Origin of the sequence: Leucobacter chromiisoli (assembly GCF_016522505.1) — a bacterium.
Lineage (GTDB): Bacteria > Actinomycetota > Actinomycetes > Actinomycetales > Microbacteriaceae > Leucobacter > Leucobacter chromiisoli.
Genome location: NZ_JAEHOH010000002.1, coordinates 52139 through 71749, shown reverse-complemented (window position 1 = coordinate 71749; position 19611 = coordinate 52139). Strand labels below are relative to the sequence as shown.

The 19611-nt window shown below is 71.5% G+C and carries 18 protein-coding genes; 3 read left to right on the top strand and 15 right to left on the bottom strand.

The genetic code is table 11. The annotated features are described in order from the left end of the window. Positions 1 to 96: 96 nt before the first annotated feature. The 12 genes from JD276_RS02545 to argH all read right to left on the bottom strand — a co-directional run bounded on the left by JD276_RS02545 (position 97) and on the right by argH (position 11985). Positions 97 to 1305, bottom strand: a complete 1209-nt coding sequence (locus JD276_RS02545) for a UDP-N-acetylmuramate dehydrogenase (RefSeq protein ID WP_307866411.1) — start codon at positions 1303 to 1305, stop codon at positions 97 to 99. Continuing rightward, positions 1302 to 1727 carry a MaoC/PaaZ C-terminal domain-containing protein gene (locus JD276_RS02540; protein ID WP_200113611.1) on the bottom strand — a complete coding sequence of 142 codons (426 nt, stop codon included), beginning with the start codon at positions 1725 to 1727 and terminating at the stop codon, positions 1302 to 1304. Before JD276_RS02540 ends, JD276_RS02545 begins: the two co-directional genes overlap by 4 nt. A gap of 2 nt (positions 1728 to 1729) precedes the next feature. Then, positions 1730 to 2176 (bottom strand): FAS1-like dehydratase domain-containing protein, encoded by a 447-nt coding sequence (locus JD276_RS02535; protein ID WP_200113609.1) that lies wholly within the window; start codon positions 2174 to 2176, stop codon positions 1730 to 1732. 106 nt (positions 2177 to 2282) lie between these two features. Next, on the bottom strand, positions 2283 to 3665 hold the full coding sequence (locus tag JD276_RS02530) for a pyridoxal phosphate-dependent decarboxylase family protein (RefSeq protein ID WP_200113608.1): 1383 nt from the start codon (positions 3663 to 3665) through the stop codon (positions 2283 to 2285). Between the two features lie 118 nt (positions 3666 to 3783). Continuing rightward, entirely contained in the window at positions 3784 to 5232 is a 1449-nt protein-coding gene (locus JD276_RS02525) for an MmgE/PrpD family protein (protein WP_200113607.1), read from the bottom strand. Next, on the bottom strand, positions 5229 to 6098 hold the full coding sequence (locus JD276_RS02520) for a polysaccharide deacetylase family protein (protein WP_200113606.1): 870 nt from the start codon (positions 6096 to 6098) through the stop codon (positions 5229 to 5231). Before JD276_RS02520 ends, JD276_RS02525 begins: the two co-directional genes overlap by 4 nt. Then, positions 6095 to 6898, bottom strand: coding sequence for a polysaccharide deacetylase family protein (locus tag JD276_RS02515; RefSeq protein ID WP_200113603.1), 804 nt, complete (start codon positions 6896 to 6898; stop codon positions 6095 to 6097). Before JD276_RS02515 ends, JD276_RS02520 begins: the two co-directional genes overlap by 4 nt. Before the next feature lie 44 nt (positions 6899 to 6942). Further along, positions 6943 to 7926: an NAD(P)H-quinone oxidoreductase gene (locus tag JD276_RS02510; protein WP_200113655.1), complete on the bottom strand. Its 984-nt coding sequence runs from the start codon at positions 7924 to 7926 to the stop codon at positions 6943 to 6945. Positions 7927 to 7962: 36 nt separating this feature from the next. Next, complete coding sequence (locus JD276_RS02505) at positions 7963 to 8814, bottom strand: ABC transporter substrate-binding protein (protein ID WP_200113600.1); 852 nt, start codon at positions 8812 to 8814, stop codon at positions 7963 to 7965. 65 nt (positions 8815 to 8879) lie between these two features. Next, positions 8880 to 9641 carry an amino acid ABC transporter ATP-binding protein gene (locus JD276_RS02500; RefSeq protein WP_200113598.1) on the bottom strand — a complete coding sequence of 254 codons (762 nt, stop codon included), beginning with the start codon at positions 9639 to 9641 and terminating at the stop codon, positions 8880 to 8882. Continuing rightward, the gene (locus JD276_RS02495) at positions 9638 to 10534 is read right to left on the bottom strand and encodes an amino acid ABC transporter permease (RefSeq protein WP_200113596.1); all 897 of its coding nucleotides are present in this window, start codon (positions 10532 to 10534) and stop codon (positions 9638 to 9640) included. Before JD276_RS02495 ends, JD276_RS02500 begins: the two co-directional genes overlap by 4 nt. Further along, positions 10531 to 11985: an argininosuccinate lyase gene (gene argH, locus JD276_RS02490; protein WP_200113594.1), complete on the bottom strand. Its 1455-nt coding sequence runs from the start codon at positions 11983 to 11985 to the stop codon at positions 10531 to 10533. The genes JD276_RS02495 and argH overlap by 4 nt, the downstream gene beginning before the upstream one ends. Before the next feature lie 117 nt (positions 11986 to 12102). On the opposite strand from argH, the gene JD276_RS02485 reads away from it, so the two are divergent. Next, a complete protein-coding gene (locus JD276_RS02485) occupies positions 12103 to 12900 on the top strand; it encodes a GntR family transcriptional regulator (RefSeq protein ID WP_200113592.1) in 798 nt (265 codons plus the stop codon). On the opposite strand, the gene tyrS is transcribed toward JD276_RS02485, so the two are convergent. After that, positions 12897 to 14291 carry a tyrosine--tRNA ligase gene (tyrS, locus tag JD276_RS02480; protein ID WP_307866410.1) on the bottom strand — a complete coding sequence of 465 codons (1395 nt, stop codon included), beginning with the start codon at positions 14289 to 14291 and terminating at the stop codon, positions 12897 to 12899. The genes JD276_RS02485 and tyrS overlap by 4 nt on opposite strands. Positions 14292 to 14561: 270 nt before the next feature. On the opposite strand from tyrS, the gene JD276_RS02475 reads away from it, so the two are divergent. Further along, a complete protein-coding gene (locus tag JD276_RS02475) occupies positions 14562 to 15761 on the top strand; it encodes an allantoate amidohydrolase (protein ID WP_200113588.1) in 1200 nt (399 codons plus the stop codon). Next, positions 15758 to 17200 carry a formimidoylglutamate deiminase gene (locus JD276_RS02470; RefSeq protein ID WP_200113586.1) on the top strand — a complete coding sequence of 481 codons (1443 nt, stop codon included), beginning with the start codon at positions 15758 to 15760 and terminating at the stop codon, positions 17198 to 17200. Before JD276_RS02475 ends, JD276_RS02470 begins: the two co-directional genes overlap by 4 nt. Before the next feature lie 4 nt (positions 17201 to 17204). On the opposite strand, the gene JD276_RS02465 is transcribed toward JD276_RS02470, so the two are convergent. Both JD276_RS02465 and JD276_RS02460 read right to left on the bottom strand, forming a co-directional pair. Next, positions 17205 to 17915, bottom strand: a complete 711-nt coding sequence (locus JD276_RS02465) for an IclR family transcriptional regulator (protein ID WP_200113585.1) — start codon at positions 17913 to 17915, stop codon at positions 17205 to 17207. A gap of 90 nt (positions 17916 to 18005) precedes the next feature. After that, positions 18006 to 19478, bottom strand: coding sequence for an aromatic amino acid ammonia-lyase (locus JD276_RS02460; protein WP_200113584.1), 1473 nt, complete (start codon positions 19476 to 19478; stop codon positions 18006 to 18008). Positions 19479 to 19611 lie beyond the last annotated feature (133 nt).

Genomic DNA, 19611 nt, shown 5'->3' with positions numbered 1-19611 from the left:
GCCGTTCGCGCCGCGCTCCGGCACGGCAGCATCCAGTCTACTGCGCCGCCTCCGCGGGGGCTGAGCCGCCGTGCGCGGCCCTGGATCCCGAGCTGCCTAGAGCTCGAGCCCGATCAGGTTCGGCTCGGGCACGAGCAGCACGCCGAACTCCGCCTGCACGCGCTGCACCACGTAACGCGCGAGCTCGGCGACGTCGGCCGCGTTCGCCGCCCCGCGGTTCGTGATCGCGAGGGTGTGCTTCGACGAGATCGCGGCGCCGGATCCGGGGAGTCTGAACCCCTTCTCGATGCCAGCGTTCTCGATCAGCCACGCGGCCGAGAGCTTGATGAGGCGCTCGGGCGCCGGATCCGGAACCCGCAGCGGGAGGCCCGCGGCGAGATCCTCGAGCGGCGTGACCGCCGGCTCGGGCTCGACGCCGGGAACCGGGAAGCGCGGCGCCTCCACGGGCAGGGTGCGGGCGAAGCTCTCCGAGACGATGGGGTTCGTGAAGAAGGACCCGGCGCTCCAGGTGTCGTGATCCTCGGCGTCGAGCACCATGCCCTTCGAGGCGCGCAGCCGCAGCACCGACCTGCGCAGTTCCCGGATCGAGACGCGGTCGCCGATCGTCACGCCGAGGGCGTCGGCGAGCTGCCCGTACGCGATGGGGGCGGAGAGGGGGTTGTCGCGATCCTCGTCCTCGGCGAGCAGCAGGTCGATCGAGAGCACGACGCCCTCGCGGCCCGACTTGATCGCCGAGCTGCGGTAGCCGAGCTCGAGCTCCGAGGCGGGCAGCCGCAGCACCTCGCCGCTCTCGCGGTCGAGGAACGTGATGGAGTGCAGCACGTCCGAGAGCTCCTGGCCGTACGCCCCGATGTTCTGCACCGGAGCCGCGCCCGCGAGCCCGGGGATGCCGGAGAGCGCCTCGATGCCCGACCAGCCGTGCTCCACGCAGACGGCCACCAGCTCGTCCCAGTCGTGGCCCGCCTGCACGCGCAGCCGCACCGTGCCCTCGGGCAGCGCGGTTCCGTCGGCCGCGGCCCGCTCCGGGATCCCGGCGCCCGCCTCGTCCACGCGCTCGATACCCGTGTTGCGCACGAGCAGCACGGTGCCGGGGAACCCGTCGTCGCCGATCACGGTGTTCGAGCCTCCGCCGAGCAGGATCCAGTGCTCGTCCTCGTCCCACAGCTGCTGGGCCATGCGCACCAGGTCGTCGGAGGTCTCGGCGACCAGGATCCGCTCGGCCGGGCCGCCCACGCGCATCGTGGTGAGCTTCGCGAGCGGCGTCTCCTGGTCGATCGCCGCCAGGCCCTCGCCCGCGGCGGTCACGCGAAGGCCACCAGCAGCTGCGACTTGCCGAGCACGGTGGCGCCGTCGAAGACCACCTTGAGGTCGATGCGCGCCGTGCGGGCCTCGGCGTCGAGCGCGCCGACGGCGGCGGTGACCCGCACCGCCGCGCCCTCGCTGCCGTCGACCGGCACGGGGCGGGTGAAGCGCGACTGGTAGTCCTTCACCCAGCCGGCCCCGCCGAGCCACTCGAGCACGGGCGAGGACGCCGCACCCATCGTGAGCATGCCGTGAGCGAGCACGCCCGGCAGGCCGACCGACTGCGCGACGTCGTCGCGGTAGTGGATCGGGTTGAAGTCGCCCGAGGCGCCCGCGTAGCGCACCAGCGCGTCGCGGGTGAAGACGAGGTCGCGCTCGGCGACGACGTCGCCGACGACGAGGTTCTCGAAGATCGGTGCAGTCATGGTCAGTCCTCCGCTCCCCGCACGACGAGCGTCGAGATCGCCGTCACGACGTGCTCGCCCGCGGCGTCGACGATCTCGCTCGACGCGGTCACCATCGAGTGGCCGCCGAGCTGCTTCACGGCCGCGATCGTCAGCGTGGCGGTGAGCTCATCGCCGGCGACGATGGGGCGCGTGTAGCTGAAGCGCTGGTCGCCGTGCACGACGCGCGAGAAGTCGACCCCGGCGTCCGCGTCCGCGAGCAGCTGCTGCAGCGTCGACTCCTGCACGACCACGGCGAAGGTGGGCGGGGCGACCACGTCGGAGAAGCCAGCGGCGCGGGCGGCCTCGGGATCGTGATGGACGGGGGCCTCGCTCAGCACGGCCCTCGCGAACTCGCGCACCTTCTCGCGCCCCACGAGGTAGGGGGCGGTCGGGGCGTAGCTCCGGCCTTGAATCTCTGGGTTCACCACGCCTCCCAGCTTAGGTCATCCCCGGCCGGCCAGGCGTGGGAAGGGGTCAAGGACGGGGGCGGGGTCAGGACGGGGGCGGGCGGGGCGGGTGCGGGGCGCGGGATCCCTACCGCATCGTGTCGAGGATGCCGGTCAGCTGCTCGAAGGTGGTGAGGGGGTTCACGATGGCGAACCGCGCGTTCGGGCGCCCCGCGTGCGAGCTCGGCACGACGAACGCCCGCTGCTCCTCCAGCAGCCTCGCCGACCAGCGGTCGTAGTCCGCCCGCTCCCAGCCCTCGCGCTCGAAGACCACGACGGAGAGCTGCGGCTCCCGCACGAGCGAGAGCTCGGGGCGGGCGGCGATCTCTGCGGCGATGCGCCGCGCGAGCTCGAGCGAGTGGCCGATGGCCTGCCGGTAGGCGCCGGCGCCGTAGGTGGCGAGCGAGAACCAGAGCGGCAGGCCCCGGGGCCGCCTCGTGAGCTGGACGGCGTAGTCGGAGGGGCTCCAGTCGGCCGAGTCGGTCAGGACGTCGAGGTACCCGGCGTGCTGGGTGTGCGCCCGTCGCCCGGTCTCGGGATCCCGGTAGATGAGCGCGCACGCGTCGTAGGGGGCGAACATCCACTTGTGCGGGTCGACGATGACCGAGTCGGCCTCCTCGACGCCGCGGAAGAGATCCCGCGCGAGCGGCGAGAGCATCGCGGTCAGCCCGTAGGCCCCGTCGATGTGCAGCCAGAAGTCGAACTCCCGCTTCAGGGCCGCAATGCCGGCGACGTCGTCGACGATGCCGAAGTTCGTCGACCCGGTCGTGGCCACGACCGCGATGACGCGGTCGCCGTGCTCCTCCAGCGCCCGCCGCACGGCGGGGGCCCGCAGTACGCCGTCCTCGTCGGCCGGCACCGTGACGACGTCGACGTCCATCACGCGCGCGGCGGAGACGATCGACGAGTGCGCCTCCGCACTGCACACGATCACCCATCGCCCTCGCGAGCCCGAGGGGTCGTCGGCGCGGATCCTCGCGTCGTCTCGCGCGGCGACGAGCGCGGACAGGTTGCCGATCGTGCCGCCCTGCACGAAGACGCCGCCGGCGCCCGCCGGCAGCCCGAACTCGCCCGCCAGCCAGCCCAGCACCTCGTTCTCGGCGTGCACCGCGCCGGCTCCCTCGAGCCAGGATCCACCGTAGAGGGCGCTCGCCGAGACGACGAGGTCGAAGGCGATCGCCGCCTTCGACGGCGCGCTCGGGATGAACGAGAGGAACTGGGGATGGTCGGTGGTGATGCAGGCGGGGGCGAGCACGTGCTCGAAGATCGCGAGCGCCCGGCTCGCGCCGATGCCGGCCTCGTCGATGGTGGTTCCGGCGATGCGGCGCAGCTCCGCCTCCGAGGCGGCGTGGTCGAGCGGGGTGCCGTCGGCCAGGATCCGCCGGCGCGAGTACTCGAGCACCTCGTCGACGATGCGTCGGGTCTCGCCGGACACGCTGTGCATCCGGGCATGCAGGTTGTCGTCGGCCATCGTCTCTCTCCTTCTCGGGGCGTCCCGATCGGCTCATGCGTCTCGGATGATTCTGGCGGCTGAGGCTTCCAGCATCGCAGGAAGGGCCGGAAACCACTCGGGTGTCATGCGCGCCCTCTCATGCGCGCCCGTCGAGCACCGGCAGCTCGGGCAGCGGCGAATCGTCGAGACCGAGGGCGTACGCGCGGAGCGCTGCGCGGCCCGCGTCCGAGAGGTGCGGCTCGGTGACCCACTCGAACTTCCGCACGATCTCCTCGAGCGTCAGGGGCAGCGCCTGGCTGCCCCTCGCCTCGACGCGCCGCACCGCGAACTCGCCGCGGTCGGTGCGCACGACGAGGCTCGGCACCCGCGCCTCGGGATCCTCGCGGACCTCGACGGCCTCGCGCAGCGCCGCCACCTCCGGGCGGGCGAAGCGGGAGAACGCCTCGGGGCTGAGCGGCGAGCCGAGCAGCGCGAGCGCGATGCCGGTGGGGAGGCTCATCCGCGCGGCGTCGATGCTCTCGACGGGTGACGGGCAGAGCATCCGCGCCAGGAAGGGGCTCAGTGTGAGCGTCGCCGAGCGGAGGTTGTCGCGCGTGAGCCGCCCGTCGCCGATCAGCTCGAGCACCCCGTCGAGAGTCGCGTGCGCGCTCCGGCAGCAGGCGTAGAGCTTGATCGCCGAGTGGTCGGCGTGCCAGGTGCTCCCCAGGCCGGCCACGAGCTCGGAGGGGCGGCTGTCCGGGTTCCCGTGTGTCGCGAAGAAGCCTCCCCAGCAGTCCTCGAAGATCGGCATCGGCCCGGTCGCGCCGCGAGCCGCCAGCCGGGCGGCCTCGAGCCCCGCGCCCGCGGCGATGGCCGGGTGGAAGCGCTTCACCATCGCGCCGTCGGCGGCGAAGGCCCAGGTGCCGCCGGCCGAGCTCGCGGCGATCGCCAGCGCGTGCGCGACGCGCCGACCGGGGAGGCGGAGCAGCTTCGCGCAGGCGGCCGCGGCGGCGAACACCCCGCAGGTCGCCGTGGAGTGCCAGCCCGACTCGTTGTGCGCCTCATAGCCGCCGAGCGCGTTCTGCATGCGCCGGCCCACCTCGTAGCCCGCGACCATCGCGGTGAGCAGATCGGTGCCGCTGGGCCGCGCCTCCATGCCTTCCGCGAGGGCGAGCACCGCCGGCACGACCACGGCGCCCGTGTGGTCGCAGCCCTCCGTGTCGTCGAGCTCGAGCGCGTGGGCCGCGACGGCGTTGCACTTCGCGGCGTCGGCGAGGCCGCGGCCGTCAGCCGCGCCGCATCCGCCCGCAGCCCCGCGCTCGGTGTCGGCCGCACCCGCCTCGATCACGGTCGCGTCGCCCCTCGAGTCGAACACGGCCCGCGCGATCCTCGCCGGCTCGCTGCCCGAGCCGGCCACCGTGACGCCGAGAGTGTCGAGCAGGTGGCCGCGCATGCGGTCGAGGCGCGCGGGGCCGGCCTCCGCCGGAACGAGTGCTGCGATCCACTCCCCGAGCTCCGCGGCGGCGCCACGACCCGCGTCGCCGCGCCCCGCGTCTTCGTGCCCCACCTTGCGCGCAGCACCTCGCGGTTCCGCCTCCCCGGTCACCGCGCGAGCTCCTCTCCGCGGATGCGCTCGAAGAGCTGGTAGGGGTGCTCGCCCGTCGCGCCGGGGCGCAGGTCGGCGAAGGCGGCGGCCTCGGCGCAGGATCGGAACTCGGCGCGGCCGTCGGCCCGGATGCGGCCGATGAGCCGCTCGAGCATGCGTGCGCGCCCCGGAGTGCCGATGAGCTCGGCGTTGAGCCGCAGCACGAAGAGGGTGCCCCACCGCGCGGCGCCCTCGTACTCGCACCACCAGTTCGCCTCGACCGTCTCGATCGGCGTGATACGCGACTGCCCGGGAGGGAACGGCGGATCCAGGTTGTACGCGAAGTACTGGGCGTCCTCGAGCTCGTACCGCCAGGGCACCTCGGCGAGGCCGGGAGCCGTGCGGAAGGGGTGGTCGTCCGACGGCAGCGACGACGACCACTCGAAGCCGAGCTCGGCTGCGCGCCGGGGCAGCTCGGGGTGCCACTCCCCCGACGGGATCCGGAACCCCCGCGGCCGCTCGCCGGTCACGGCGGCGAGCGCGGCGGCCCCTCCGGCGATCTCGCGCAGCTGCTCGTCGAGGCTCAGCCCGTCGAAGTCGAGGTGCGCGTCGCCGTGCACGCCCACGGAGTGCCCGGCTCGGGTCACCTCGCGCAGCAGCTCGGGATCGTCGGCCGCGAGCCGCCCGGGGATGAACCAGTCGGCCCGCACCCCGCAGCGCTCCAGCACGCCGAGCACGCGCCGCGCCCCGACCTCGGGGCCGTAGCGGCCGACGGACCGCGACTTCGCCCGGTGCTCGTTCTCCGGGTGGGCGGCGAGGAAGGGGAGGTCGCCGTCGACGTCGACGGTGATCACGACGGCGCAGCCGTCTCCGTGCGGCCAGCTCACGCGGCTCCCACCCCCAGATAGTCGGCGACGATCTCGTCGCATCGGGTCACGCGGATCCCGTGCTCATGCCGCAGCTCGCGGAGGAAGCGCTCGAGCAGCACGAGCCGACCGGGCGTGCCGATGATCTTCGGGTGCCAGATCGAGGTGACCGGCACCCCCTCGTCGGCCCCGGCGACGGCCTCCTCCCGCCAGGAGCGGAAGACGGCGCCGTAGTCGGCGATCCGGTCGAGCCCTGCCGGGAAGTTCGGGGAGCGGGTGTAGGCGAAGGCCGCGTAGTCGTCGAAGAGGGACTTCGCCGGCAGCTCGGCGAGGCCGTTCACCTCGTGCCGGAAGGGCAGATCGCCCGAGCGGAAGGAGCTCGAGTAGCGATAGCCGTGCTCGCCGAGCAGGGCGATGGTCGTGGCGTCGAGGTCGCCCGAGGGTGCGCGGAAGCCGTGCGCCTCCGCCCCGAGCACGTCGAGGAACGTCTGCTGGGCGCGCTCGAGGATGCCCCGCTGCTCATCGGCGGGCAGCCCGAAGAGCGCCTCGTGGCGGTCGCCGTGACCCGCGAGCTCGTGCCCCGCGTCGCGAATCGCCAGGCACAGCTCGGGCCACCGCCGCACCACCCACGCCGGAGTGAAGAAGGTGGCCCGGATCCCGAGGCCTGCGAGCAGCTCCAGCAACCGCGGCACGGCCCGGTTCGGCCCGTAGGCGCCGAATGCGAAGTACCCGGGCTTGCGCCAGATGCTGCCGTTGACGAGGGCGTCGCCGCTCGGCCCGTCGAGATCGAAGGCCAGGCCGAAGTAGCGTCGACCGCTCACGGGAGACCGCCCTCGAACGAGGGCGGGATGGCTCGCTGCACGGATCACTCCCCGAGCCGGATCAGCACTTTGCCGCGCTGCGCGCCCGATTCGGCGTGCGCGTGCGCGGCGACCGCCTCGTCGATCGGGAACACCCGATCCACGACGGGCCGCAGGCGCCCCTCCTCGATGAGGGGCCAGAAGTCCTCCCGCACGCCGCGCAGGATCCGCGCCCGCTCGGCGAGCGGTCGATCCCGCAGCGAGGTGACGTGCAGCGACATGCGCTTCTCCATCATCTCGCCGAGATCCACCTCGGCGATCTTGCCGCCCTGCAGCCCGATCATGACGATGCGGGAGTCCATGCCGCAGGCGGCGACGTTGCGCCCGAGGTACAGCGCCGACATGTTGTCGAGGATCAGGTCGACGCCAGCCCCGCCGGTCTCCTCCCGCACGACGTCGACGAAGTCCTCCTCGCGGTAGTTGACCACGACGTCGGCCCCGAGCTCGCGGCAGAGGGCCGCCTTCTCCTCGCTGCCGCAGGTGGTGATCACGCGCGCGCCGAAGGCCTTCGCCACCTGGATCGCGCCCGAGCCGATGCCGCCGCCACCGCCGTGCACGAGCACGGTGCGCGCGCCGCGCAGGCCGCCGATGTCGACGAGGTTCGACCACACCGTCGCGGCCATCTCGGGCAGCGCGGCTGCCCCGACGAGATCCACGCCCCGCGGCTTCGGGAGGACCAGGGAGGCGTCGACCGCCACGCGCTCGGCGTACGCGCCGCCCGCGAGCAGCGCGCACACCTCGTCGCCGACGCGGAGGCCCGGGACCTCGGCCCCCACGTCGACGATCCGGCCGGAGCACTCCAGGCCGAGCCGCTCGATCGCCCCCGGCTTGAGGCCGTAGGTGCCGCGGCGCTGCAGCAGGTCGGCGTAGTTCATACCCGCCGCCGCCACCTCGATCAGCACCTCGCCCGGCCCGCACTGCGGTTCGGGCACCTCGGCGACGTACAGCACCTCGGGCGCCCCGGGGGTGTCGAATTCAACTGCTCGCATCATGCTCCCTGTCGTGATCCGGTCGAGTGGTCGGCGCTACTCGCCGAGGTTGATGGTGACCTCGTCGACGCCGTAGTCCTCGAGGCCGTACTTCGTGAGCAGCTCGTCGTAGGTGCCGTCCTCGCGCAGCTTCTCGATGGCGTCGTGGATCTCGGTCAGCAGCGCCTCGTTGCCCTTCTTCACGCCGATGCCGTAGAGGTCCTCGCTCAGCGGCTCCTCGACGAGCGTGTAGGTGTCGGGGTTCAGCGTCAGCTGGTAGGCGAGGCTGACGGTGCCGAGCATGGCGCCGGCGATGCGATCCTGCTTCAGCTGCAGCAGCACGTCGGTCCCCTCCGCCATGCGGAGCACCTCGATGGCCTGATCGGCGGGGCAGTTCTCCGCCGACCACTCCTCGATCCTCTCGACGTAGGTCGTGCCCGAGACGGTGCCCACCTTGGTGCCGCAGAGATCCGCGCGGGTCTTCACCTCGGCCGCCTGGGTGTTCGAGGTGAAGAACTGCGGGCCGTCCTTGACGTAGTCGACGAAGTCGATCGTCTCCTGCCGCTCGACCGTGTCGGACATGCCCGACATGGTCGCGTCGACACGGCTCGTCTTCAGCGAGTTGATGAGCTGGTCGAACTCCATCTCCTCCCAGACGGCCTCCTTGCCGAGCTCCTCGGCGATGGCGTTGCCGAGATCGACGTCGAACCCGGTGAACTCCTTGGTCTCGGGATCGGTGTACTCCATGGGCGGGTAGCCGTTGGAGACGCCGAAGATCAGCTTGTCGGCCTTCGCGGTCGAGCTGCCGCTCGCCTCGTCCTCCTGCTGCAGCTTGCTGCCGGAGCAGCCCGTGACGGTCAGCATGGCTGCGGCCACGAGGGCCACCGCGGCGAATGTCTTCTTCTTCATGGGATCCACACTCCTGTGTCGTGGTATCGGGTTTCGGGGTTTCGAATGGGTCGGGTCGCCCGCGGCTACTTCACCGCGGAGATGAACGAGCGCGTGCGGTCGTCCACGGGGTCGGAGAGCACCTGCTCCGGGGAGCCGCGCTCGATGATGACGCCGTCGTGCATGTAGGCGACGGTGTCGGCGGCCTCGCGGGCGAAGCCGAACTCGTGGGTGACGACGATCATCGTCATGCCGCTCTCGGCGAGACCGCGCATGACCTCGAGCACCTCGCCGACGAGCTCGGGATCGAGGGCCGAGGTCGGCTCGTCGAAGAGCATGACCTTGGGCTTCATGGCGAGGGCGCGCGCGATCGCGGCGCGCTGCTGCTGCCCGCCGGAGAGCTGCAGCGGGTAGCTGCCGACCTTGTCGCCGAGGCCGACGCGCTCGAGCAGCTCGACGGCGTACTGCTTCGCCTGCCGCGGCGACTGGCCGAGCACGCGGATGGGCGCCTCGGTGACGTTCTCGAGGATCGACAGGTGCGGGAACAGGTTGAACTGCTGGAACACCATGCCGATGTCGCGGCGCTGGGCCGTGACCTGCCGGTCCTTCAGCTCCCGCAGCCTGCCCCGGTGCCACTCGACGCCGAGCAGCTGCCCGTCGACCACGATGGATCCCTCGTCGATCGTCTCCAGCTGGTTGATGCAGCGCAGCAGCGTGCTCTTGCCGGATCCGGAGCGTCCCAGGAGGCACAGCACCTCGCCGGCGTTCACCTCCAGGTCGGCCCCCTTCAGCACGTGGAGGTGCCCGAAGCTCTTGTGGATGTTCCGCAGTTCGATGAACGCGCTCACTTGGCGATTCCCTTCGTCCGCTTCTTGGCGGCGGTGCGGGGCTGGAACCCGCGCCCGAACCGCTGCTCGAGGAAGTGCTGGCCGAAGCTCAGCACGGTGACGAGCACCATGTACCAGAGCGACACGACGAACAGCAGCTCCATCACCATGTTGTTGGCGAGGTAGATGGTCTGAGCGCTGTAGAGCAGCTCGGTGTACTGGATCACGGAGGCCAGCGAGGTCATCTTGACCATGGTGATGAACTCGTTGCCCATCGGCGGGATGATGACCCGCATGGCCTGCGGCAGGATGATGCGCTTCAGCATCAGCGAGCGGGGCATCGCGAGCGCCTGTGCGGCCTCGATCTGCCCGCGGCTGACGCTCATGATGCCGGCGCGGATGATCTCGGACGCGTAGGCCGCCTGGTGGAGGCCGAGGCCGAGCAGCGCCGAGATGAAGGGCGACATGACGTCGACCGTGCGCTCGTCGATGATGCCGGGGATGTAGATGTAGGGAACGATCAGCGCGAGGTTGTACCAGATGAGCAGCTGCACGATCTGGGGGACGCCGCGGAAGACCCAGACGAAGCCGCTGCTCGTCGCCCGGAGCACCGGGTTGGCCGACAGCCGCATGAGCGCGACGACGACGCCGAGCGCGACGCCCACGAGCATCGCGAGGATCGTCATCAGGATCACATTGCGCACGCCCGCGAGCACCGTCGAGTCGAAGAAGTACTCGCCGACGACGGGCCAGTCGATGTCGCCCGTCGCGAACGCGTAGACGATGATCGCGACGATCGCGATCACGACGATGCCGGTCACCCAGCGCGTGGGGTGGCGGCGGCCGATGCGGTGGGCGTGGGCGACGTCGACGCCGCTGCCGGCGGGGTCGGTCCAGTTGGCTACGGCGGTCATGATGCTGCCCTCTCAGTGCCGGCGGTGTTCACGTCGAATCGGGCGACGACCTCTCCGAGCTCGGCCCGCAGCCGGGTCTGCTGCGAGACGAGCACCTCGGGCGCGGTGCCGTTCAGACCGTCGCGTCGTGCGACGGCCGACTCGAGCGTGAGCCGCTCGAGCACGTCGGGGGTCAGCCGCTCGTCGACCTCGGCGAGATCGGCCGGGCCCAGATCCTCGAGCCCGACGCCCCTCGCCTCGCAGAACAGCACGAGGCGGCCGGTGACGTCGTGCGCCTCGCTGAACGGCATGCCGCCCTCCGCCAGCCAGTCGGCGACCTCGGTGGCGAGCGAGAAGCCGTCGATCGCCTGGCGGCGCATCTCCTCGGCGTCGAACTCCAGGGTGCGGATCATGCCGGTGAGGGCCGGGAGCACGAGCTCGAGGGTCTCGACCGAGTCGAAGGTGTAGTGCTTGTCGTCGGCCAGGTCGCGGTTGTAGGCGAAGGCGAGCGACTTGAGCGCCGAGAGCATGCCGATGAGGTTGGCGTGCAGCCGGCCCGTGCGGCCCCGCGACAGCTCGGCGATGTCGGGATTCTTCTTCTGCGGCATGATCGACGAGCCCGTGGAGTAGCCGTCGTGCAGCCGCACCCAGCCGAACTGCTTGGAGGCCCACATGCAGAGCTCCTCGCAGAGCCGCGAGACGTCGGTGCCGAGCATGGCGGCCGCGTAGAGGAAGTCGACCACGTGGTCGCGGCTCGACACCGCGTCGATGGAGTTGGGCACCATGCCCCGGTAGCCGAGGTCGGCGGCCATCGCCTCCTGGTCGGCGTGCAGCGTGGATCCGGCGAGCGCCGCCGACCCGAGCGGCGACAGCCCCGAGGCCTCCCAGGCGTGCACGAGCCTGGTCATGTCGCGGCGCACGGCCCAGGCGTGCGCGAGCAGCTGGTGGCCGAAGAGGATCGGCTGCGCCGTCTGCAGGTGGGTGAAGCCGGGCGCCACGACGCCGGCCGTGTCCTCGGACCGGTCGACGAGCGCCTCGACGAGCTCGCCGACCAGCGCGGTCAGGCGCGGGATCGTGCGGCGCAGGTAGAGGCGCAGGTTGTTGGCGGCCTGGTCGTTGCGGGAGCGTCCGGCGCGGATCGCCCCGGCCTCCGGGCCGAGGCGCTCGACGAGCACGCGCTCGAGGTAGCCGTGGACGTCCTCGTCGGAGGGCAGCGGCTGCAGAGCGCCGGCCTCGTGGTCCGCCACCATCTGCTCGAGCGTCTCGGCGATCCGCCGGCGCAGATCCGCGTCGATCAGGCCGACGCGCTCGAGCTCTCCGAGATGGGCCGTGGACCCGGCGACGTCGTCGCGCACCAGGTCGAAGTACTCCCGCGGCGAGCGCGAGAGCGCCTCGAGCTCGGGGGACGGCCCCGACTCGAATCGCCCGCCCCAGAGCTTTCCGCTCCGCTGTCCGGGATCGTCTTCCACCATGGCCACCGGTCCTTCCCACATCGCAAGGATTGTCGTACAAAATTTATCCAAGCATGCAGGCTCCCAGTGTTCAAGTCAAATTTTTGACCGACAATGTTTGCCCCATAGGATGAGGTCATGAACGACACCGGTCTGGGTCAGCGCCGACTCGAGCCCCTCGGCAGCGCCGCCGACCGCGGGGCGAGGGCGGCCGGATCGAGCGCGGGCGCGCTCGGATCGGGCGACGGGGTGCTCGGGGCCGACGGCGGGGCTCTCGGATCCCGCCAGGGCACGCTGACCTCCAACGAGGGCACGCTCGCCTCGAACGAGGTCGCCGGGAGGATCGTCTACGCGATCCTGGCCGGGCGCATCGCGCTGGGCTCCCCGATCACGGAGCGCTGGATCCTGGAGCAGTACGGCGTCTCGCGCACGACGGCCAGGGAGGTGCTGCAGCGGCTCGTCACGGAGCGCTACCTCGAGCGCCGGCCGTACCGCAGCGCGAGCGTGCGCACCTTCGACGAGAAGGAGATGCGCGACAGCCTCGACGCCCGCCTGCTGATCGAGTGCGAGGCCGCGCGCTCGTGCGATCGGGCCTCGCCGGAGAGCATCCGCCGCCTCCAGCACGCGATCACGAGCTACTGCGCCGCGCTCGACGAGAACGACACCGTGCGGGCGACGACCGCGCACCGCGAGCTGCACACCGCGATCGTCGCGCTCACGGGGAACAGCGCGCTGACGCGCATCGAGAACGAGCTGATGCTCGACTCCTCGCTCTTCATCGACGTCATCAACGCGAAGCGCGCCGACTCCGAGAAGATGCGGATGGAGCACGTGCGTCTCGTCGGCGCGCTGCTGGCGGGCGAGACGGAGCTCGCCGAGCGGCTCGTGCGCGGCCACCTCTCGATGGTGACCCTCGCGGCCGAGGAGCTCGGCTAGGGCGCGATCCCGGCGAGGGTCTTCTTGCCGCGGCGCAGCACCGCGTAGGCGCCGTGCAGCAGATCGTCCTCCTCGAGCGTGCGATCCGGATCCTGCACCGGGGCGTTGTTGAGGTAGACGCCGCCCTGCGCGACGGCGCGGCGGGCCTCGCTCAGGCTCTTCACGAGCCCCGCGGCCACCATGAGCTCGGTCACGAGCGGGCCGGGCAGCGCGCGGCCCGTCAGTTCGGCCTCGCCCTCCGCGTTCGCCCGCCAACCGCCGAGCAGGCGGCCCATCGCCTCACCGGTCTCGCCGGAGGCGCCGGGCAGCTCGCTCACCGCCGCGCCCAGCGTGCGGGCGTCGAGCGCCGCGAGATCGCCCCGCCCGAAGAGGGCCTCCGACGCGTCGATCGCGCCCTGGGTCGCAGCCGGCCCGTGCACGAGAGTCGTCACCTCGAGCGCGAGCCGCTTCTGGGCCGCGCGCTTGAACGGCTCGCGCTCGACCTGATCGGCGTACTCCTCGATCTCGGCGCGGCTCAGGAAGGTGAAGACCTTGAGCCGGTCGATCACGTCGGCGTCGGCCTGGTTCAACCAGAACTGGTAGAAGGTGTACGGCGAGCACATGTCGGGATCGAGCCAGATCGCGTTGCCCTCGCTCTTGCCGAACTTCGTGCCGTCCGCGTTCGTGATCAGCGGCGTGCCGATGGCGTGGGCCGACGCGCCCTCGACCTTGCGGATCAGGTCGGTGCCGCTCGTGAGGTTGCCCCACTGGTCGCTGCCGCCCGTCTGCAGCCTGCAGTCGTACTGGCGGAACAGCTCGAGGTAGTCGAAGCCCTGCAGGATCTGGTAGCTGAACTCGGTGTAGCTGATGCCCTCGTCGGAGTTCAGGCGCGCGGCCACGGCGTCCTTCTTGAGCATCGTGCCGACGCGGAAGTGCTTGCCCACCTCGCGCAGGAAGTCGATCGCCGAGAGCGGTGCGGTCCAGTCGAGGTTGTTGACGAGGCGCACCGCGCTCTCGCCCTCGGTCGAGAGGAAGCGCGTCACCTGCGCCTGCAGGCGGGTGACCCACTCGGCGACGGTCTCCCGCGTGTTCAGGGTGCGCTCGGCGGTGGGGCGCGGGTCGCCGATGAGGCCGGTCGAGCCTCCGACCAGGCCGAGGGGCTTGTGGCCCTTGAGCTGCAGGCGGCGCAGCACGAGCAGCTGCACGAGGTTGCCCAGGTGCAGGCTCGGCGCGGTCGGGTCGAAGCCGCAGTAATAGGTGAACGGCTCGCCCTCGAGCAGCTCGGACAGGGCCCCCTGGTCGGTCGAGACGTGGATCAGCCCGCGCCACTCGAGCTCGTCCCAGAGGGTGTCGAAGCTGTCGTCGTTGCGCTGGGCGGCCAGGATCTCGTCGCGTTCACTCGTTGCAGACACGCCTGCCATCGTACCGCGCCAGCGGCCCCGCCTCACTGCGCCCGGATGAGGGGCGGCCGCGGGCCCTCGAGGCGGGCCACCGCGACCTTCAGATCCCCCGACACCCCACAGTTTCGCACGTCCGAAATACCGGACAACTGTTCTCCTTCCGGCGTCTTTTCGATCGGGAATCGCTTCCGAGCACCATCACCTCACGGCTAGGCTTCCGTCGAAACACACCGGCAGCGCCCCGCCCACCGGTGTCTCGCCCGACAAGAAGGAGTGTCCAGCATGAGCGTCACCCGGTTACTCGCGGACATCGAGCAGCTGGGCCGGGACCGGCGCTCGGGCGGATACTACAGACCGGTGTTCTCCGCGGCCGAGCTGGATCTGCGATCGTGGTTCATCGCGGAGGCCGAACGCCGCGGCCTCGACGTCACCACCGATCGCAACGGCATCATCTGGGCGTGGTGGGGCGAGCCGCAGGCCGGCTCCGTGGTCACCGGCAGCCACCTCGACTCCGTGCCGGGCGGCGGGGCCTTCGACGGCCCGCTCGGCGTCGCGGCGGCGCTCCAAGCGGTCGATGTGCTGCGGGAGCGCGGCGTGCAACCGCGGCGCTCCCTGGCCGTCGCCGTGTTCCCCGAGGAGGAGGGGTCGCGGTTCGGGATCGCCTGTCTCGGATCCCGTCTGCTGACGGGCAAGCTCTCCGCCGATCGCGCACGCAGCCTCACCGACCAGGACGGCAACACCCTCGCCGACGTGTTCGCCGCCGGCGGCCTCGATCCGAACCACCTCGGCCGCGACGACGAGGCGCTCGGCCGCATCGGACGCTTCGTGGAGCTGCACATCGAGCAGGGGCGGGGACTCATCGACCTCGGCCGACCGATCGCCGTCGGCTCCTCGATCCTGGGGCATGGGCGCTGGCGGGTGTCGGTGCAGGGCCAGGGCAACCACGCCGGCACGACGGCGATGAGCGACCGCTCCGACCCGGTCGTCGCAGCAGCCGAGATGGTGGGCGCCGTCGCCGACCTCGCCGAGCAGATCGACGACGCCCGAGCGACCGTCGGCCGGTTCGAGCCGTTCCCCGGCGGCACGAACGTGATCGCTTCGGAGGTGAGCTTCTGGGTCGACGCCCGGCACCCGCACGACGAGACGACTCGCGCGCTGGTGACGCGCATCGAGGAGGCCTGCGCCCGGATCGCCGCCGCCCGCGGCTGCACGGTCGCCGTGACCGAGGAGTCGTGGAGCCCCACGGCCCACTTCGACGCCGGTCTCACCCGCGAGCTCACCGAGCTGCTGCCGGACGCCCCGGTGCTGCGCACGGGCGCGGGGCACGACGCGGGCATCCTCGCCGAGTTCGCGCCAAGCGCGATGCTCTTCACCCGCAACCCGAGCGGCATCTCCCACTCCCCCGAGGAGTACGCGGAGGACGCCGACGCCGATCACTCGGCCGTCGCACTGGCGGACGTGCTGGAGGGGATGCTGCGATGAACTCGTTCTGGGCGCCGAAGGCCTGGGTCGGCGGCGGGATCGTCGAACGGGTGCGCATCGACTGCGACGAAGCGGGCAGGATCGCGGCCGTCGCCACGGGGGTCGCCCCCGTCCCCGCCGATCGACGGCTGCGAGGAGTCGTCTTCCCTGGCGCCGTCAACGCGCACTCCCACGCCTTCCACCGGCTGCTGCGGGGCCGCGCCCACGCCGACGGCGGCAGCTTCTGGACCTGGCGCGAACTGATGTATCGGGAGGCGGCGCGCCTCACCCCCGAGAGCTACGAGCGCATCGCCACCGCGGTGTACGGCGAGATGGTGGCGGCCGGGTGGACGTCGGTCGCCGAGTTCCACTACGTGCACCACGCCCCGGGCGGGGTCCCCTACGCGGAACCGCACGCGATGGAACTGGCGCTCGCGCGGGCGGCCCGGGCGACCGGGATCAGACTGACGCTGCTGGACACCTGCTACCTCTCGAGCGGTTTCGGCGCGCCGCTGACCGACGAGCAGGCGCGTTTCGGCGACGGCACGGCCGAGCGGTGGCTGACCCGGTTCGAGTCGCTGCGCAACCGCGTCGCCGAGGAGTTCTCCGCCGACGAGGTGATCGTCGGCGCTGCGCTGCACTCCGTACGCGCCGTGCCCGTCCCCGCACTCAGCCTGATCTCAGAGCGCCTCGACCCGTCTGTGCCGCTGCACGTCCATCTGTCGGAGCAGCCCGCCGAGAACGAGGCGTGCCTCGCGGAGACGGGTCGCACCCCGACCGAGTTGCTCGCGGATCACGACCTGTTGAGCCCCAGGCTCTCAGCGGTGCACGCGACCCACCTGACGTCGCACGACATTGAACTGCTCGGCGACAGCGGCGCCACGATCGTGATGTGCCCCACCACGGAGGCCGACCTCGGCGACGGCATCGGGCCGGCCCGGGAACTGCACGACGCGGGATCGCCGATCGCGCTCGGCACCGATCAGCACGCGGTCGTCGACCCGCTCGTCGAAGCCCGCGCGCTTGAGCACGGAGAACGCCTCGCATCGGGCGAGCGCGGCCGGTTCTCACCGGCCGAGCTCGTCACCGCGATGACGGCCGGGGGGACGGCGAGCACCGGGCGCGAGGCGGGTGCCGCGGGGAGCGCGGGAGGCCGGAGACCAGGGAGCGCAGAAGCGAGGGAGAGCGGAGAGAGCACGGTCGGCGAGATCCGCGCGGGCGCGGTGTGCGACCTGATCGTCGTGGACCCCGACACGGTGCGCACCGCGGGCAGCGAGCCCGCGCAGCTGGTGATGTCGGCCACCGCGGCGGACATCACCGAGGTCGTCATCGGGGGGCGCCTACGCGCCCGGGGCTTCGGCATCGATGTCGGGGGCGGCGTTCACGCAGGGCCCGAGGTGCTGCTCGACGGAGCATTCACCCCGGTTGCGGAGCTGCTGCACGCCGTGACCTCGCGCTGACCGGTCAAGCGCCTCTGACGAGCAGTTCGGAGAGCTCGGAGGCTGCGGCCTTGAGCGCTTCGCCGTGGGCGGCCACCACGTCGTCGGGCATGCGGAACCGCGGGCCGGTCACCTCGAGCACGGCGACGCAGGCGCCGTCGACCGAATAGACGGGCGCGCCGAGCACGACCGAGTCGGGGTCGGCGACGGCGGCGTTCACGACGAAGCCGGTCTCGGGAATCCTGCCCTCGAGCACTTCTTCGACCACCGACCCCGCCATCGGGACGGTGCGCCCCTCCCAGCCGTCGAAGCGGACGTGCCGGATCGGCAGTGGACTCTGCACTTCGCGCAGGAACGTGCAGGTGTTCGCCGGGCCGGCCACCGCCAGATAACTCGACTCCAACGTGACCTGGGTCAACCGCTGCATCACCGCGGCGGAGAGGTCGATCAGATCCTCGGGTCTGGCGCCGTCGGCCGAGACGCGGGACTGCACGAAGCGGCTGCCGGTATCGTAGCGGCCATCCGCGGACCGGAAGACATAGCCCCAGGTCTCGAGCGCCCGCAGCATGCGCATCGTCGTGCTCGTCGGCAGGCCGCTCGCCCGAGCGATGTCGCTCAGCGTCAGCGGGCCGCTGTCGACCACGAGCGTCAGCACCTCGAGCGCGCGGTGCACCGCCTGCGGCCCGTTCGACGCATCGACCTCCGGCCCGCTCGCGGGCGTCGACTTCGCTGCCATTTCCGAGTTCTCCAACTGTTCGGGTGCCCGCGTCGGCGGAGTCCCCGCACCTAGTCTAACGGCGGCCATGCCGCACGACCGGCCGGAGACTCAGGATGCTGCGGCGACTGCGGTGAACGCTCGGACCTCTGCCGCGACCTCGGCGAAACCGTCGAGCAGGCTCTGCGCGACCTCGACGTCACCGCGCAGGTCGCGGTCGGACAGATCTTCGGGCAGCGCGCTCGCCAGTTCCAACAGCCGGCGCACCGCGGGCGACATCCCCTCATCTGAGACATCGCTGAGCCGCAGCGCGCGCACAGCGACCAGGATCTCGCACGCGAGCAGAGTCTCGAACGCCTCGATCGACCGTTCGAGCTTGCCGAGCGCGGTCGTCGCGAACGTGGCGTCGTCCTCCACGCCGCACGAGAGCACCACGCTCTGCACGGAGACCGGCGCAGCGCCCGCGAGGATATCGCCGAGCGCGCTGGCGGCGACGTACTCCGCGATCATCGTGCCCGAGTCACCGCCGCCCGAGGGAGCGAGGAAGCGCGGCAGCCCGGAGAACGCGTCGTCGTTGATGAAGCGCAGCCGCCCGACGACGAGCGGCGCCGACTGCGCGAGCGCGATCGCCGTCGCATCGAGCTCGTGCGCCAGCCAGTTCTCGAGGAACGCGCCGTGGTGCACGACGGTGCCCCGGTCCGTGAAGAAACGCGGATTCTCCTGAGCGCTGCTGCACAGCGTCTCGGCCGATTCGCTCAGCCGGCGCACCGCGCTGGTCGTCACACTCGCGGCCGGCAGGAAGCCGCGGTACGCGAAGGGGTCCTGGATCCTGGCCGGATCCCACACCGCTTCGCCGAGCAACGCGTTCAGCGTCTCGGCGTTCGCGGCCGAGGTCGGGCTCCCGATCGCGAGCGCGGCCTCGGGCGAGAACGCCTCGGGATTCGCGCGCGCGGCGAGCGCCGAAAGCGCGAACGCGGCGAGTCCGGCGCGGGTGAGCGTCTCCAGGCGGGCTGCGGCGAGCGCGGAACCGGCGAGGGTGAGCGCGCTCGAGCTCATGAACGGGAGTGCGCTGTCGGCGCGGATCGGTCCGATCGGCTCGAACCCGTCGACGCTCGTGGGCCGTTCACCGGTCAGCGCGAGCGCCGTGCCGGCCAAGGCTGGCAGGTCGGCGGTGCCGATGCTCCCGAAGCGTCTCACTTCGGGGAGGTGGTTGCCGGCGAGCATGCGTTCGAGTCCGTCGATCAGGATCGGGTCGATGCCCGAGCCGGGCTGCAGCAGTTGGTTCAGTCGCACGGCGAGCATGGCCCTGGTGGTCTCCGCCCCGAAGGGGGCGCCCGCATCGACGGCGTGGCTGCGCAGCAGGTTCATGCCGTGAGTGGTGGGATCGGCGGCCGCTGTGGTCAGGCGGTTCGCGCCGACACCCGTGGAGCGGCCGTAGACGGGCCGGGTCTCGGCGATCGTGTTCGCGGCCCGGTGATGCTCCGCGATGTCGCGCCGGGCGGATGCGCTCACCCGAATCCCGGCACCTCGGGCGATCGCCGCGATGTCGTGAACGGTGAGCTCGGTGGGGAGGGTGTAGGTCATCGTCGGCGCCTTGTCACAGATCGGAATATATTTCACAGCAATCACTAGATTATTACGATATGAAAAACTACACTTCTAACAAGTGAAAATCTAGTGCGGAATGGGTTAGCGTACAAGCACCACCCTCAACGCT